A 15,658-nucleotide genomic window follows, 5' to 3' on the forward strand; every position below is an offset into this window, starting at 1 on the left:
CTGCAGTGAAAAACGACCTCGCTTCCCAGCTCGAATTCTTTGTCCTGCTGGCCCGCCACGGCAGCCTGTCGGCGGCCGCGCGCGAACTCGACCTGACCCCACCCGCCGCCACCAAGCGCCTGGCGCAGCTGGAAGAGCAGCTGGGCGTGCGCCTGGTGAACCGCACCACCCGCACCAGCAGCCTGACGCCGGAAGGCGAGACCTACCTGCACTATGCCACGCGGATCCTGGCCGAGCTGCGCGAAATGGAAGAAGCGGTGTCTGGCACCCGCTCGGTGCCGCGCGGCCTGCTGAAGGTGAACGCCTCGCTGGGCTTCGGGCGCACCGCGATCGCGCCGCTGGTCTCGAACTTTGCCCAACGCTATCCGCAGGTCGAGGTGCAACTCGACGTCACCGACAGCCCGGTGGACCTGGTCGCGAACGGCGTCGACCTGGCGATCCGCTTCGGCGAACTGCCCGACCAGCGCCTGGTCGCGCGCCGCATCATGTCGAACCGGCGCTTCCTGTGCGCCGCGCCGCGCTACCTCGAGCAGCATGGGGTGCCGGAGAGCCTGTCCGACCTGGCGCGGCACCGCTGCATCGTCCACCGCCAGAACGAGGACGCGCACGGGGTGTGGCGCCTCGAACACGAGGGCCGCCCCGTCTCGGTGAAGGTCCGGGGCACGCTGTCGAGCAACGACGGCGACCTCGCCCTCGGCTGGGCACTCGACGGGCACGGCATCCTGGTGCGTTCGGAATGGGACCTGAAAAAATACGTGGAGAGCGGACGGCTGCGCATCGTGCTGCCGCGCTACGTGCAGCCGGCGGCCGACCTGTATGTGGTCTACCCGGGCGGGCGCCGGCAGTCGGCGCGCGCGCGCGCCTTCATCGATTTCGTGACGGCGCAGTTCGCGCCTTAGCCGATGCCCGTCAGGCGCCGCCGACGAGCATCGACATGGCGGCGCCCAGCAAGACCGTGCAGAACGCGATCCGCAGCAGGCGCTGCGGCAAGGTATGCGCCAGGTGCACGCCCCAGGACACGGTCAGCACGCCGCCCAGCGCCAGCGGCAGGCCGACCTCCCAGTCGACCGCGCCACTGTGGCCATAGGTCGCCAGCGCCACGAAGGCGCCAGGCACCACCAGCGCCAGCGCCATGCCCTGGGCCCGCGTCTGCGGCATCTTGAACAGGCTCATCAGGGCCGGCACCACCACCATCCCGCCGCCGATCGTGAAGAAGCCGGAGACCGCGCCGCTGGCGACGCCGATCGCCGGCATCAGGCGGCGCGGCACCTGCCGCTCGGGCGGCGGGGCGCCGGTCCTGCGCCGCGACGGCCAGCCGAAGTACAGCGCCAGGCAGGCCAGGAAGCAGGCGAAGGCATAGTGCAGCAAGAGCGCATCGATGGCCACCGCGAAGCGCGCCGCCAGCCATGCGGTCCCGATCGAGCACAGGCCGGCCACGCCGACCGAACGCAGGTCGACCGGATGCTTCTGGTGATAACGCCAGAAGCCGATCGCCACGTTCGGCGCGATCATCACCAGCGCCGTGCCCTGGGCCAGGTGCTGGTTCATCCCGTACAGGAGGCCCAGTACCGGAATGGCGATCAGGCCGCCGCCGATGCCCAGCATGCCGCCGGCAATCCCGAGCGACGCGCCCAGGCCAAAATTGAATGCGATGTCGATCAGGGAAGCCATGGCCGGGAAAAAAGACAGCGGCCCGCAAGAGGCCGCCGGATATCCGGCCACGGGCCGGAGGAGGAGTATTTAGACGACCTGCGCGGCCGCCAGCGCGGTCATGTTGACGATCCGGCGCACGGTGGCGCTCGGGCTGAGGATGTGCACCGACTTGGCGGCGCCGAGCAGGATGGGGCCCACCGTCACGCCCTTGCCGCTGGCAACCTTGAGCACGTTGAACAGGATGTTGGCCGCGTCCAGGGACGGCATCACCAGCAGGTTGGCGCTGCCCGAGTAGCCGGCGTCGATCTTGTAGATGTCGCGAATCTCTTGCGACAGCGCGGCGTCGCCGTGGATCTCGCCGATCACCGCCAGCCCGGGCGCCTGCTCGGCTAGCAGCGCACGCGCTTCACGCATGCGGCGCGCCGACGGACGCTCGGACGAACCCTGCGAGGAGTGCGACAGCAGCGCCGCCTTCGGCTCCAGGCCGAAGTGCTGCATCGCCTCGGCCGCCAGGCGGGTGATCGCCGCCAGCTCCTGGGCGCTCGGGGTCTCGTTGACGTAGGTGTCGGTGATGAACAGGGTCAGCTTGTCGAGCACCAGCGCGTTCATCGCGGCCAGCACTTCGGCGCCCGGCGCCACGCCGATCTCGTTCTTGACGTGTTCCAGGTGGCTGTCGTAGCTGCCTTTCATGCCGCAGATCAGGGCGTCGACCTGGCCCGACTTCAGGAGACGGGTGCCTTGCAGCGTCGTGTCGGCTTCGGCCGCGACCACGGTGTAGTCGCTGCCGGCCTCCAGGCGCAGGCCGGCGGCCTTGATGCCGCTGGCGATGGCGCCCGGCTCGCCGATCAGGACGGGATGCGCGATGCCCTCGTCCACCACCGCCTGCACCGCGCGCAGAACGCGCGGCTCGAGCGCCTCGGCGTACGCCACCTTGCGCACGTTGGCGCGCGCCTTGTTGAACACCGGCTTCATGAAGAATCCGGTGTGGTAGATCATCTGGCCGAGCTTGTCGCGGTAGGCGTCCATGTCTTCGATCGGACGGGTCGCCACGCCGGACGCGGCAGCCGCTTCGGCCACGCGTGGGGCGATCGCGGCCAGCAGGCGTGGATCGAACGGTTTGGGGATGATGTATTCAGGTCCGAAGCTCAGGTCCTGGCCTTCGTAGGCCAGCGCCACCACGTCGCTCGCCTCGGCTTCGGCCAGTTCGGCGATCGCCGTCACGCAGGCGAGCTTCATCTCGTCGGTGATGCGGGTCGCGCCGCAATCGAGCGCGCCACGGAAGATGTAGGGGAAGCACAGCACGTTATTGACCTGGTTCGGATAGTCCGAACGGCCGGTGGCGATGATGACGTCCGGACGCGCTGCCTTCGCCACTTCCGGGCGGATTTCCGGTTCCGGATTGGCCAGGGCCAGGATCACCGGCTTGTCGGCCATGGTCTTGACCATGTCGGCGGTGAGCACGCCGGCGGTCGAGCAGCCCAGGAACACGTCGGCGCCGCTCACGATGTCGGCCAGGGTACGGGCGTCGGTCGCCTGCGCATAGCGCGCCTTGTTGGCTTCCATATTCGCTTCGCGGCCCTGCCAGATCACACCGCGCGAGTCGGTGACGTAGATGTTCGACTGCTTCACGCCCAGCAGGACCATCATGTCCAGGCAGGCGATCGCCGCCGCGCCGGCGCCGGAGGCGACCAGCTTGATCTGGCCGATGTCCTTGCCGACCACCTTCAGCGCGTTCAGCAGCGCGGCGGTCGAGATGATGGCGGTGCCGTGCTGGTCGTCGTGGAAGACCGGGATGTTCATGCGCTCGCGCAGCTTCTTCTCGATATAGAAGCATTCCGGCGCCTTGATGTCTTCGAGGTTGATGCCGCCCACGGTCGGCTCGAGCATGGCGATGGCGTCGACCAGCTTGTCCGGGTCGAGTTCGTCCAGCTCGAGGTCGAACACGTCGACGCCGGCGAACTTCTTGAACAGGCAGCCCTTGCCTTCCATGACCGGCTTCGAGGCCAGCGGACCGATGTTACCGAGGCCCAGCACCGCGGTGCCGTTCGAGATCACGGCCACCAGGTTGCCGCGCGAGGTGTAGTCGAAGGCGGTGCTTGGGTCCGCGGCGATTTCCTCGCAGGCGTAGGCCACGCCGGGCGAGTAGGCCAGCGACAGGTCGCGCTGGTTCGACAGCGGCTTGGTGGCGACGACCTCGATCTTGCCACGGGTCGGGCTGCGGTGGTATTCCAGCGCGTCGATGCGCAACTGGGTATTCTGGGCTTCGTTCAGATTGCTGTCGGTGCTCATGTTCTTCCTATAGCTTGGGTGTCGCGGCGTGGAAGGATGCCTTCCATTCGTGGGCAAACATTCTAGCCGAAGCGACACCATCGCGTGCGCCCCTTCAGTTCAGCACGATCGTTCGAAAATCAGGAGCGTCGCAGGCGTACATACAGCAGCGCGGCGCCCCAGACGTCGCGCGCCAGCAGCAGCAGCGCCACCACCAGGAACAGGCCGGCGGGCCGCGCCAGTATCGCCGGAAACAGGCAGGCCGGCACCAGGAGCACCAGGCCGGCGAGGTGCCAGCGCCACTGGCGCGCCGCCTGCGCTTCGCCCAGCACCGCCGACAGCTTGGGGACGCGCCCGCGCGGCAGCGGCGCGTCCTGTCCGTGCGCCAGGTGGTACCAGACCAGGAAGGGCACGATCTTGTACAGCATGCCGTTCACCGCCGACATCGCGCAGCCGACGATCACCAGCACCCCGGTCAGCAAGGGCAGCGCATCGGCCGGGATGGACAGGCGTTCGAGCGCAATGAAGTGCAGCAGCGCAGCCAGCAGCAGGCTCCCCATCGCCAGCATCCAGTAGCGGCTGCCGGTATCGGATTTGCACTTGCGGCGCGCCAGGAAGCGCACGGTGGTTACCGCGTAGTGCAGCAGCAGCGCGGCGATACCGATCTCGCAGGCCAGGCGCGACCAGGTGGCGTCCAGCAGCCTGGCCGCGCTCCAGCCGAACAACAGGATGAACAGCAGCGGCGGCAACCAGCTTTCGAGCAGGCGCGGGTACGTCGCGGTCCCCTGGAACATCGGAATCACCTGGAACGAAACCGTTGCCGTCAACACGATCACCCAGCCGACGAGGCCCCAGGTGGCGTGGATGTCGGTCAGCAGCGGGGCATTGAGTACACCGATTCCACCCAGGTACAGCGCCAGCGCCGCACCGATCGCGATGGTGATCGCGAGCGCCGCCGCGGCGTAGCGCACGCCCTCCACCAGCGCCTTGGCGCCCGGCGGCACGCGCTGGGCGATCGTGGCCCCGATCGCGCTCAGGAACACGAATCCGGCGCTGCCGAGCAGGCCCGCCGCGATGCGCAGCGCCAGCGTGCCCAGGCCAAGGCCGAGCGACGCGGCCAGCAGCGCCGTGCCCAGTCCCAGCGCGCACCAGCAAAAGACCGCCACCGGCCGCGCCAGCGGCACCGCCACGCCGGCCGTCGCCGGCAGCAGCTGGAACAGTGCGCCGACGATCGTCATGGTGAGAAAGCCGAGTGCGATCAGGTGGGTCATGCCGAGCGTGACCGGGGTCCAGCGCGAGACCAGCGCAAGCTCACCATGCCACACCAGCAGCAGCGCCGCCATCAGCGCGAAGCACGACGCGGCCAGCATGAACGACAGCGGCACCCAGATCGCGGGTATCGCCGCGTAGCTCAGGGCGCGCTGCATGCCAGGGCGTCGATCACCAGCTCGTAGCGGGCATCGGGCCGGCGCGTGGTGCGGTGGCCGTAGCCGCGGCGATCCAGGATCTCGTACAGCGCAAACGGCTCGCGGTGGATCAGCACCCGCAGGCGGCCGCCGTCAGGCAGCCCGGCCAGCGCGTCGAGGATGCGTTCCATCGGCTCCGGCGCGGCCAGGGCCGAGACGTCGATATAGACGATGAGGGCGTTGCTCATGCCCCCTCCTCCAGCGCCGAATGCTGCCAGCGCCAGGCATTCGTGGCCAGCCAGCCGGACGCGTCGTCCTGCGCCTGGGCGGCGCCCGGGATCAGGTCGGCCAGGGTCACGCGATTGAGTTCGGCCAGGTAGGCGGCGGTGGCCACCGCCAGCGTCTGGCGCAGGCGTTCGTCGGGCGTGCCGCTCAGCGCAGGATCGCCGTCGCGACCTCCCCTCGCAAGAGCACGCTCGGTGCAGCGCACGACCTCGCCCAGGCGGATGTCGCGCGGCGCGCCGGCCAGGCGCATCCCGCCCAGGCGGCCGCGCGAGGTTTCGATCAGGCCCGATGCGGACAGCACGCAGGACACCTTGGCCAGGTGGTGGCGCGAGATGCCGTAGCGCTGGGCGATCTCGTTGATGGTCGAGATGCGCTCGCGGTGGCCGCCCAGGTAGACCAGCAGGCGCAAGGCGTTGTCGGTGAATTCGGTCAGGTGCATGTACATAAGAACGCCTCCGTAAATGGGTGATGGCGCGGCGTCAGCCTTCGTAGGCGCGCAGGCGCTCGATATCGAGGATGGTGATGCTGCGCCCGGCAATGCCGACCATGCCGCGGTGGGCCAGGTCGTGCAGCACGCGCGAAAAATACTCGGGCGACAGCGACAGGCGCGACGCGATCATCTTCTTGCGCGCGGCCAGCGTCACCTGCGCGCCCTGCGCCGGATCGTCCTTGAGCAGGTAGCTGACGATGCGCTGGCTGCCGCTGTGCAGCGTGTACGACTCGACGTCCGAGATCAGGCCGTGCAGGCGCCGGCTCATGGATGCCAGCAGGCGCCGCGCGAAGCCGGGATTGCGCTCGATCTGGGCGTAGATCGCGTGCTTCGAGATGTGCAGCAGCATGCTGTCGGCCAGCGTCTCGGCCTGGGTCAGGTAGGGCCGCTCCATGAACAGCGGCGCCTCGCCGAAGCTCTGGCCGGGGCCGATCAGTTCGACCACCTTCTCGTCGCCATCGCTCGAGACGATGCTCAGCTTGACGTCGCCGTAGATCACGGCGTGCAGGCCGCTGCAGGATTCGCCCCGTTCGACCACCACCCGGCCGCGCGGCACGTGCAGCTCGGTGGTGGCCTGGGCAAGCAGGTCGAGCTGCTCGGGCGAGAGGTCGGCGAACAGGGGCAGGGTTGCCAGGAACTGGCGGGGTGCGATGCGAAGTCGGCTCACGATAAACTCGGGGCGAAGCCCATGAAAACAGGATCGGAACCGGCGCGCCTGACACAGTCCGGCGCGCCGGGAGCGCGTCCGGCCCAGGGTGCTGGACGCATAGGCGCATCCTACAATTTGTTAAATAAATAAAAACTTGATGTGGATCAAAAACGGCCGAGCTAGCTGTGGATATAGGCAATTTGAACTAGAAACCGTACGACTTGATGCCAACTGCCTTCGTCGTCGCCCCTGCCTACAATCGGGTCAACCGGAGACCGACATGCAGGACATCGAAAAATTCATCCGCGGCTTCAGCCGCTTCCAGGCGCAGTACCTGAGCGAGCCGACAGCGCTCGACAGCCTGCGCCAGGGCCAGCACCCGCGCACCCTGGTCATCGGCTGCTGCGACGCGCGGGTTGATCCGGCGCTGCTGACCGGCTGCGATCCCGGCGACATCTTCGTCGTGCGCAATATCGCCAACCTGGTGCCCCCATGCGCGCCGGACGCCCCGCCGGGCGTGAGTTCGGCCATTGAATTCGCCGTGTGCGTCCTGGAAGTCGCGCGCATCATCGTGCTCGGTCATGCGCGCTGTGGCGGCATTCGCGCCCTGATGTCGGGCGCGCGCGTCAGCGAGGAAGCGCAGGAAACCGGCTTCGTCGCACGCTGGATGCGGCTGGCCGAGCCGGTGCGGGCAGAGGTGTTGCGCGAACTGCACCACAAGCACGGCGACGAGCAATGCCGCGCGGCCGAACTGGCCAGCATCCTGCACTCGCTCGACAACCTGCTGACCTATCCATGGATCCGCCGCCGGGTCGAGGCTGGTACACTTGCCATGCACGGCTGGTACTTCGACCTGGCAGCCGGCACCCTGCTCGCGTACTCGGCGCGCAAGCAGGAGTTCTTGCCCATCCTCGATCCGGTCGCAGTCCCGAGGCCCCGCGCCGCCTGAACCGCATGCCAGCCTATTCCGCCCTCGCCCCCATCCAGCGCCTGTCGACCAAGATCGTCGGCGCCCTGATCGGCTTCCTGCTGCTTGCCCTGGCCGCGATCGGCGCCACCCTGTGGCTGTCGTGGCAGCTCGAAGGCGCCGCGGCCGCGATCAACGAGACCGGCAGCCTGCGTCGCCACAACTACCGGCTGGCGCTGGCCGTGCCGCGCACGCCCGACGCCCCGGTCCTGGATGCCTACCGCAACGTCGAGCGCCAGATCGCCACCATCGAGTCCACCCTGCTGCTGCTCGAACGCGGCGACCCGCAACGCCCACTTGGCCTGCCGCCGACGCCGGCCATCCACGGCGCCTTCCTCGACGTGGCGCGGCGCTGGGGCGGCCAGGTACGCCCCGCCGCGCGCCAGGTGCTGCAGCTGCAAGGCCCGGCGCGCGCCGAGGCGCTGCGCCTGTTCGACAATCAGCTCGAAGACTACGTGGCCGACCTCGATCGCCTGGTCAACTTGATCGAGCGCGACAACGAGCTGCGCACCTTCTGGCTGCGCGCCTCGCAGCTGGTGCTGGTCGCACTGGCGATCGGCGGCACGGTGGCGCTGGTCTACCTGATGTTCGGGATGATCGTCGCGCCCGTGATGCGGCTGCGCGAAGGCATGCGCAGCATGGCCGGCAGCGACTTCGGCGTGCGCCTCGACGTGGACAGCCGCGACGAGTTCGGCCAGCTGTCGAGCGGCTTCAACGAGATGGCCGACCGCCTGCAGCACCTGTACTGCCACCTCGAAGACGAAGTGCGGCGCAAGACCGCCAGCCTGGAAGACAAGAACCGCGAACTGGCCCTGCTCTACGACTGCGCCGCCTTCCTGCAGCAGCGCCATACTCTGGCAACCATGTGTAGCGGCTTCCTGGCGCGCATCGCCGGCTATTTCGGGGCGGCCGGCAGCACGGTGCGCATCGTCGACCCAGGCAACGAGAACATGCACATGGTGGTGCACGACGGGCTCTCGAGCGGGATGGCCGAGGCCGAGCGCTGCATGAAGGTCGGCGAATGCCTGTGCGGCCAAGCGGCGGCCAAGAAGATCTCGGTGGTTCACAAGCTGGAGGACATCCCCGAGATCGGCCCCCTGGCATGCGGCCGCGAGGGCTTCGAGACAATCTCGGTGTTCCAGATCCATGCGCAAGACCAGCACGTCGGCCTGTTCAGCCTGCATTTCAGGGAACCCCGCGATTTCAGCGAGCGCGAACGCACGCTGCTCGAAACCCTGGCCAAGCTGGTCGGCGTGGCGATCGAGAACATGCGCCTGGCCGCGCGCGAGCGAGAGATGGCGATCTCCGAAGAGCGCAACCTGGTCGCGCGCGGCCTGCACGACAGCATCGCCCAGGGCTTGAACTTCCTCAACCTGCAGGTGCAGATGCTGGAAGCCTCGCTCGGCGCCGGGCGCCATGCCGAGGCATGCGAGATCGTGCCGCTTCTTCGCGCCGGCGTCCAGGAAAGCTACGAGGACGTGCGCGAGCTGCTGCTCAACTTCCGCAGCCGGCTGGCGGAGGAAGACCTGAACGCCGCCCTGCACAAGACGGCGCGCAAGTTCTCGGCCCAGTCCGGGGTCGAGACCGCTTTCTCGGTGCACGGCAAGGGCGGCCCGCCGATCGAGCGCGAGGCGCAGCTGCAGATCCTGTTCATCGTGCAAGAGGCGCTGTCGAACGTGCGCAAGCACGCGCGGGCCAGCCGGGTGGAGGTGCGGGTCGACGACGGCGACGACTACCTGGTCGGTATCAGGGATAATGGCGCGGGCTTCGACACCGGCGCCCGGTCCGGGGCCGACGGCGACCACGTGGGCCTGCACATCATGGGCGAGCGCGCCGGCCGCATCGGCGCGACGCTCGACATCGAATCGGCGCCGGGAGCCGGCACGCTGGTGCGGCTGCGGCTTGCACAGGCGCAGCGCCGCGCGGCCTGAACCCTTCGCCTGAACCACTTGCTTGACCTATTGAACAGGAGACCATGAATGACAGTAGAGGGCGGAACGATCAGCGTGCTGCTGGTGGACGACCACACCTTGTTTCGCAGCGGCGTGCGGTCACTGTTGCAGCGCAATCCGCGCTTCAATGTGGTGGGCGAGGCGGCGGACGGGGTCGACGGGGTCAAGCGCGCCTTGCAACTCAAGCCCGATGTCGTCCTGCTCGACCTGAATATGCCCGGCATGTCGGGTATCGAGACCCTGCAACTGATGCTGCAGGACCGGCCCGGCGCCGCAGTGCTGATGCTGACCGTGTCCGAGGAAGCCGACGACCTGGCGGCGGCCCTGCAGGCCGGCGCGCGCGGCTACCTGCTCAAGAATATCGACGCCGACTACCTGACCCGCGCCGTGGAGCGGGCCGCGGCCGGGGAATCGGTGCTGGCAGAAGCACTGGCCGGCAAGCTGTTCGCCCACGTGCAGCGCGCGGGCGCGCCCAAGGCGCCGGCCCCGGTGTCGGAGCTGGACAGACTCACCCCGCGCGAGCGCGAGATCCTGGCCTGCCTGGCGCGCGGGGAGAGCAACAAGGTGATCGCCCGCGCGCTCGACCTGGCCGAGAGCACGGTCAAGATCCACGTGCAGAACATCCTCAAGAAGCTTGCCTTGTCGAGCCGGGTGCAGGCTGCAGTATTCGCGGTGGAGCATGGCTTGCAGTCGGGGCAGGAGCGGCGCGACTAGCCGCGCCTACCCGCCGTCGATCGTCATCCTTGCCTGGCTTGCCAGCTGGGCCAGGGTGAACGACATGGCCAGTATCCGGGAGCGCTCCAGCATGCCGGGCGCCAGTTCCACATCGCGCGCGTGCCCGCTGGTGAACAGCACCGGCAGGCCGGGCCGGTCCTGCAGCGCGCGCGGCCCTGGCCGTCGATCGCGGCGTGGATCGTGCTGTCGATCCGCGGCCGGTCGCGGGGGTGGATGTGGTCGAGCCACCAATTGGCGCTGCTCGCGTCCTGCTCGTGACCGAACAGGGTTGCCACCGCCTGGTTCCAGAACACGTGGCCGGCGGCCAGGTTCCAGTCCCACACGGCGTCATTGGGCGACCGCAGCGCCAGCCGGTACCGCTCGGCCGTCTCGCGCGTTTGCGCGTGGCGCAACGCCGCCGCGGCTTCGCTGTCGCGCTGGCTGCGCCGGGCCGCCACCATCGGCCCAGGTCGTGCATGAAGCACAGCAGGCCGCGCCCGCGGCCGGCGTGGCCGCGCAACGGGACAAACGAGAAGGCCGCCCAGGCCGAGACAGCGCCGGCGGCGCGATCGCGCTGCTGGCCGGCTTCTATCGTGCGCGCTTCCAGGGCGCGGCAACGCACACTATGCCTTTGCCGGTCGCCCCCGGCCGGGAGCTTGGATGGACGCACTACTGCCGGGTAATCACCTCAACAACTGGATCACGGCGATCGCCATCGCGGTCGGCAGCACGGCGCTGATGTACTACATCCGCTGCTTCGCCGTACGCAGGATGCGCACGATCGCCCTGCGCAGCGACACGCGGCTCGACGATTTCGTGGCCACGATGCTGGGCCGGACCTACGTCACCCTGCTGCTGTGCTTCGGCGTCTACTTCGGCAGCATGTTCCTGGTCATGCCCGACCATTACCGCGTGATCGTCTCGCGCGTGGCCGTCGCCGCGCTCGTCCTGCAACTGGCGGTCTGGGGCGACACCGCCCTGCGCGCCTGGCGGACCCAGTTCATGGCCACCCACGACGACGGTGCGCGCAAGGCCTCGAGCATGATCATGTTCTTCATGCTGCGCCTGGTGACCTGGACGGTCGCCTTCCTCATGCTGCTGGATAACTTCGGCTTCAACATCACCACCCTGGTGGCCAGCCTGGGCATTGGCGGCATCGCGGTGGCCCTGGCCACCCAGAATATCCTGGGCGACCTGTTCGCTTCGCTGTCGATCATGATCGACAAGCCATTCGAGATCGGCGACTTCATCATCGTCGGCGACGCCCTCGGAGCGGTCGAGTACATCGGCCTCAAGACCACGCGGCTGCGCGGCCTGGGCGGCGAACAGATCGTATTCTCCAACGGCGACCTGCTCAAGAGCCGCATCCACAACCACAAGCGGATGCAGACGCGGCGCGTCGCCTTCATCCTGCGCGCGGCCTATGGCACCAGCGACGCGCACATCACGCGCATTCCCGAACTGGTGCGCGATATCGTCGGTGCGCGCGAGGACGTCATCTTCGAGCGCGCGCATTTTTTCCGCTTCAGCGAATGGTCGCTCGATTTCGAGGTGGTGTACCACGTCCAGACCGGCGACTACATCGTGCACATGGACGCCCAACACGCGATCCTGCTCGAGATCTACCGCTGCTTCGAGCGCGAGCGCATCCAGTTCGCCCATCCGCTGTCGGTGATCCGGGTGGCCGAGCACAGCGATCCGGCCGGCGGCTGGCTGCCCCAGTCCTCATCCGGAGGCAGCGAACTGCGGCACTAGCCCACGGCGCGGCGCGCAAGTAATTCACAAATCGCTAGGACATTCGGGACATGTCGTGTATTGTCCGTTCCTGCACTACATCAAGTCGTTGTTATTGTTGGATTTTCTTCCCGTCTTGCCGTTTGGCAGTCCTGTTTGATTCCCTCCCGTCGCTCCCTCTCTTGGTTGATGTGCAACTGAGCAATTTCGCTCAACTTATTGCAAAAGGAATTAGCAAATGACTACCCAGACCGGCACCGTAAAATGGTTCAATGATTCAAAGGGCTTCGGCTTCATCGCTCCCGACGCGGGCGGCGCCGACCTGTTCGCCCATTTCCAGGATATCCAGTCCGAAGGCTTCAAGAGCCTGGCCGAAAACCAGCGCGTGTCCTTCGTGCGCTCGACTGGCCCCAAAGGCGACAAAGCAGGAAACATCTGCGCCATCTGACATGAAACCCCGTCCGGGGCGCGCACCACGCAGATAGCGTGGGCGAGGCCGCCGCAGGGTGCAAGCAATTGCAAGCCCGCCATCTGGCGGGCTTTTTGCATTTGCGGGCGAGGACTTCGCGCGCAATTGCCGTCACCGGCATCGTCGTTCCAGGGCTGGATAGTTCTTTCAGCCTAACTGCGCGGTCCGGACTCATCCTATCGGCGAAGGTCGCATAGATCGTTATCGATCCCGCCAACCGACGTCCGGCGAATAGCCGCCCGCGCCCGCAATCCCTAACCTTGGTGCTAACCGTCCCCCACCAAGGAGAAAAACATGGGAACCGACAAGCGGCCGCTCGCGGTCCTGGCGAGCAGCACCCTCGCCTTCACGATCTGCTTCGCCATCTGGATGATGTTCGCCGTGCTGGGCATCCCGATCAAGACCCAGCTCGGCCTGAACGACACCGAATTCGGCCTGCTGGTCGCCACGCCGGTGCTCACCGGCTCCCTGATCCGGGTCCCGCTCGGGATCTGGACCGACCGCCATGGCGGGCGCATCGTCTTCTTCCTGCTGATGCTGGCCGCGGTGCTGCCGATCTGGATGATTGGCTACGCCACGCAGTACTGGCACTTCCTCGTCTGCGGCCTGTTCGTCGGCCTGGCCGGCGGCTCGTTCTCGGTCGGCACGCCCTATGTCGCGCGCTGGTTCAAGCAGGAACGGCGCGGCTTCGCCATGGGCGTGTTCGGCGCCGGCAACTCCGGCTCGGCCCTGACCAAGTTCGTGGCCCCCGCCATCATCGCGGCCTGGGGCTGGCAGGCGCTGCCCCACGCCTATGCCGCGCTGATGCTGGGCACCGCGCTGCTGTTCTGGTTCTGCTCTTATTCGGACCCCGCCCACAAGGCCCCGGGCGCTGTGAGCTTCGCCCAGCAGATGACCGTCTTGAAAGACCCGCGCGTGTGGCGCTACTGCCAGTACTACTCGGTGGTCTTCGGCGGCTATGTCGCCCTGGCGCTGTGGATGACCAAGTACTACGTCGGCGAATACGGCTTCGACCTCAAGCTGGCCGCGCTGCTGGCTGCCTGCTTCTCGCTGCCGGGCGGCGTGCTGCGCGCGCTGGGCGGCTGGATCTCGGACAGATACGGCGCCTACAAGGTCACCTGGTGGGTGATGTGGGTGTGCTGGGTGTGTTTCTTCATCTTGTCCTATCCGCAGACCAGCATGACCATCCAGACCGTCGAAGGATCGATGGGCCTGGACATCGGTCTCGGCCCGCCCCTGTTCACCTCCCTGCTGTTCGTGGTCGGCGTCGCCATGGCCATCGGCAAGGCATCGGTCTTCAAGTTCATCTCGGACGACTTCACCGACAACATCGGCGCCGTCTCGGGCGTGGTCGGCCTGGCCGGCGGCCTCGGTGGCTTCGTCCTGCCAATCATGTTCGGCGCCGTGGTCGACCTCACCGGCATCCGTTCCAGTTCCTTCATGCTGCTCTACGGGACCGTCTGCGTTTCGCTGGTGTGGATGCACTTCTCGTTCAAGCCCGGCCGCCAGGACCAGCCTGCGGCGTCGGCCGCGCCGCTCCAGCGCGCGGCCTGAGCCCAACCCCCCATTACAACCATCAGGAGAATAACGTGAGCCGTTACCTCATATCGACCTGGGAGCCCGAGGTTCCCGCATTCTGGCAAAGCCGGGGCAAGGCCACGGCCAACCGCAACCTGTGGATCTCGATTCCGGCGCTGATGCTGGCCTTCGCGGTCTGGATGGTGTGGAGCGTGGTGGTGGTCAACCTGCCCAACATCGGCTTCAGCTACAGCACCAACCAGCTGTTCTGGCTGGCCGCCGTGCCCGGACTGTCGGGCGCCACCTTGCGCATCTTCTATTCCTTCATGGTGCCGATCTTCGGCGGCCGTAAATGGACTGCGATTTCGACCGCCTCGCTGCTGCTGCCGGCGATCGGCATCGGCTACGCCGTGCAGGATCCCGCCACCGGCTACCCGACCATGCTGGTGCTGGCCCTGCTGTGCGGCTTCGGTGGCGGCAACTTCGCCTCGTCGATGGCCAATATCAGCTTCTTCTTCCCCAAGGCGCAGAAAGGCTACGCCCTCGGCATGAACGCAGGCCTGGGCAACCTGGGCGTGTCGGCGGTGCAGTTCGTGGTGCCGCTGGTGATCACCGCCGCCGTCTTCGGCGGCGATCCGCAGACCTGGAGCCGCGCCGGCGTGGTCAAGCAGATGTGGTTGCAGAACGCCGGTTTCATCTGGGTGCCCTTCATCGCGCTCACCGCGCTGGCGGCCTGGTTCGGCATGAACGACCTGGCGTCAAGCAAGGCCTCGTTCGCCGAACAGGCCGTGATCTTCAAGCGCAAGCACAACTGGCTGATGTGCTGGCTGTATGTCGGCACCTTTGGCTCCTTCATCGGTTATTCGGCCGCCTTCCCGCTGCTGACCACGACCCTGTTCCCCGACGTGAACCCGCTGCAATACGCCTTCCTCGGCCCGCTGGTCGGCGCGCTGACGCGCGTGGCCGGCGGCTGGATCTCGGACAAACTGGGCGGTGCGGCCGTCACCCTGTGGACTTTCGTGGCCATGATCGTGGCCGTGATCGGCGTGCTGCAGTTCCTGCCGCTGCAGGGCAATGTGGGCAACTTCTGGGGCTTCTTCTGGATGTTCATGGTGCTGTTCGCCTGCACCGGCGTCGGCAACGCCTCGACCTTCCGCATGATCCCGGTAATCTTCCTGACCCTGCACCAGCGCGCCGCCAAGGGCAGGCCCGAAGCCGTGCAGCAGCAGGCCATCGTCAACGCCAACAAGGAAGCGGCCGCCGTGCTGGGCTTTACCTCGGCGGTGGCGGCCTACGGCGCCTTCTTCATCCCCAAGAGCTACGGCACCTCGATCGCCCTCACCGGCAGCCCCGGCGCGGCGCTGTGGTGCTTCATCGGCTTCTACGCGACCTGTATCGCGATCACCTGGTGGTACTACGCGCGCAAAGGCGCCGAGATGCCTTGCTAGGTCAACCCGCAACGCGTCATTAGTCACTAAGGACTAGTCGGTCTAGTTCGGATTCGACGTCTCGACCGACTTCCTGCGAATACCCAGCGTACAGCTGCGCTCCTA

15 protein-coding genes are annotated in these 15,658 nt (G+C 67.3%); 8 read left to right on the forward strand and 7 right to left on the reverse strand.

Going from position 1 to position 15,658, the window contains the following annotated elements:
• Positions 1 to 5 precede the first annotated feature (5 nt).
• Positions 6 to 899 carry a LysR family transcriptional regulator gene (locus AC56KW_RS14795; RefSeq protein ID WP_497171447.1) on the forward strand — a complete coding sequence of 298 codons (894 nt, stop codon included), beginning with the start codon at positions 6 to 8 and terminating at the stop codon, positions 897 to 899.
• 10 nt (positions 900 to 909) lie between these two features.
• Here AC56KW_RS14795 and AC56KW_RS14800 read toward each other — a convergent pair whose 3' ends face one another.
• The 6 genes from AC56KW_RS14800 to AC56KW_RS14825 all read right to left on the reverse strand — a co-directional run bounded on the left by AC56KW_RS14800 (position 910) and on the right by AC56KW_RS14825 (position 6,772).
• Positions 910 to 1,671, reverse strand: coding sequence for a sulfite exporter TauE/SafE family protein (locus tag AC56KW_RS14800; RefSeq protein ID WP_497171448.1), 762 nt, complete (start codon positions 1,669 to 1,671; stop codon positions 910 to 912).
• A 69-nt stretch (positions 1,672 to 1,740) separates the two neighbouring features.
• Positions 1,741 to 3,942, reverse strand: coding sequence for an NADP-dependent malic enzyme (locus tag AC56KW_RS14805; protein ID WP_497171449.1), 2,202 nt, complete (start codon positions 3,940 to 3,942; stop codon positions 1,741 to 1,743).
• A gap of 119 nt (positions 3,943 to 4,061) precedes the next feature.
• Positions 4,062 to 5,348: a permease gene (locus AC56KW_RS14810; RefSeq protein WP_497171450.1), complete on the reverse strand. Its 1,287-nt coding sequence runs from the start codon at positions 5,346 to 5,348 to the stop codon at positions 4,062 to 4,064.
• Entirely contained in the window at positions 5,333 to 5,575 is a 243-nt protein-coding gene (locus AC56KW_RS14815; protein ID WP_497171451.1) for a DUF2249 domain-containing protein, read from the reverse strand. Before AC56KW_RS14815 ends, AC56KW_RS14810 begins: the two co-directional genes overlap by 16 nt.
• Positions 5,572 to 6,057 carry an RrF2 family transcriptional regulator gene (locus AC56KW_RS14820; protein ID WP_497171452.1) on the reverse strand — a complete coding sequence of 162 codons (486 nt, stop codon included), beginning with the start codon at positions 6,055 to 6,057 and terminating at the stop codon, positions 5,572 to 5,574. The genes AC56KW_RS14815 and AC56KW_RS14820 overlap by 4 nt, the downstream gene beginning before the upstream one ends.
• A 34-nt stretch (positions 6,058 to 6,091) precedes the next feature.
• Positions 6,092 to 6,772 (reverse strand): Crp/Fnr family transcriptional regulator, encoded by a 681-nt coding sequence (locus AC56KW_RS14825; RefSeq protein ID WP_497171570.1) that lies wholly within the window; start codon positions 6,770 to 6,772, stop codon positions 6,092 to 6,094.
• 259 nt (positions 6,773 to 7,031) lie between these two features.
• Between AC56KW_RS14825 and AC56KW_RS14830 the strand changes: the two genes are divergently transcribed.
• From AC56KW_RS14830 to AC56KW_RS14840, 3 genes are read left to right on the forward strand one after another with little or no spacing between them, the layout of a single operon-like run.
• Positions 7,032 to 7,700 carry a carbonic anhydrase gene (locus AC56KW_RS14830; protein ID WP_497171453.1) on the forward strand — a complete coding sequence of 223 codons (669 nt, stop codon included), beginning with the start codon at positions 7,032 to 7,034 and terminating at the stop codon, positions 7,698 to 7,700.
• Between the two features lie 5 nt (positions 7,701 to 7,705).
• On the forward strand, positions 7,706 to 9,649 hold the full coding sequence (locus AC56KW_RS14835; protein ID WP_497171454.1) for a type IV pili methyl-accepting chemotaxis transducer N-terminal domain-containing protein: 1,944 nt from the start codon (positions 7,706 to 7,708) through the stop codon (positions 9,647 to 9,649).
• A gap of 48 nt (positions 9,650 to 9,697) precedes the next feature.
• Positions 9,698 to 10,384 carry a response regulator gene (locus AC56KW_RS14840; RefSeq protein ID WP_497171455.1) on the forward strand — a complete coding sequence of 229 codons (687 nt, stop codon included), beginning with the start codon at positions 9,698 to 9,700 and terminating at the stop codon, positions 10,382 to 10,384.
• 23 nt (positions 10,385 to 10,407) lie between these two features.
• Here the strand turns inward: AC56KW_RS14840 and AC56KW_RS14845 are convergent, their stop codons facing one another.
• Entirely contained in the window at positions 10,408 to 10,869 is a 462-nt protein-coding gene (locus AC56KW_RS14845; RefSeq protein ID WP_497171456.1) for a PAS domain-containing protein, read from the reverse strand.
• A 175-nt stretch (positions 10,870 to 11,044) separates the two neighbouring features.
• On the opposite strand from AC56KW_RS14845, the gene AC56KW_RS14850 reads away from it, so the two are divergent.
• From AC56KW_RS14850 to AC56KW_RS14865, 4 genes are all read left to right on the forward strand, one after another.
• Entirely contained in the window at positions 11,045 to 12,139 is a 1,095-nt protein-coding gene (locus tag AC56KW_RS14850) for a mechanosensitive ion channel family protein (RefSeq protein ID WP_497171457.1), read from the forward strand.
• A gap of 217 nt (positions 12,140 to 12,356) precedes the next feature.
• The gene (locus AC56KW_RS14855; protein WP_497171458.1) at positions 12,357 to 12,566 is read left to right on the forward strand and encodes a cold-shock protein; all 210 of its coding nucleotides are present in this window, start codon (positions 12,357 to 12,359) and stop codon (positions 12,564 to 12,566) included.
• Between the two features lie 315 nt (positions 12,567 to 12,881).
• Positions 12,882 to 14,141, forward strand: a complete 1,260-nt coding sequence (locus AC56KW_RS14860) for an MFS transporter (protein ID WP_497171459.1) — start codon at positions 12,882 to 12,884, stop codon at positions 14,139 to 14,141.
• Between the two features lie 35 nt (positions 14,142 to 14,176).
• Positions 14,177 to 15,553: a NarK family nitrate/nitrite MFS transporter gene (locus AC56KW_RS14865; protein ID WP_497171460.1), complete on the forward strand. Its 1,377-nt coding sequence runs from the start codon at positions 14,177 to 14,179 to the stop codon at positions 15,551 to 15,553.
• Positions 15,554 to 15,658 lie beyond the last annotated feature (105 nt).

The organism is Telluria sp. RT2P19 (assembly GCF_059685725.1).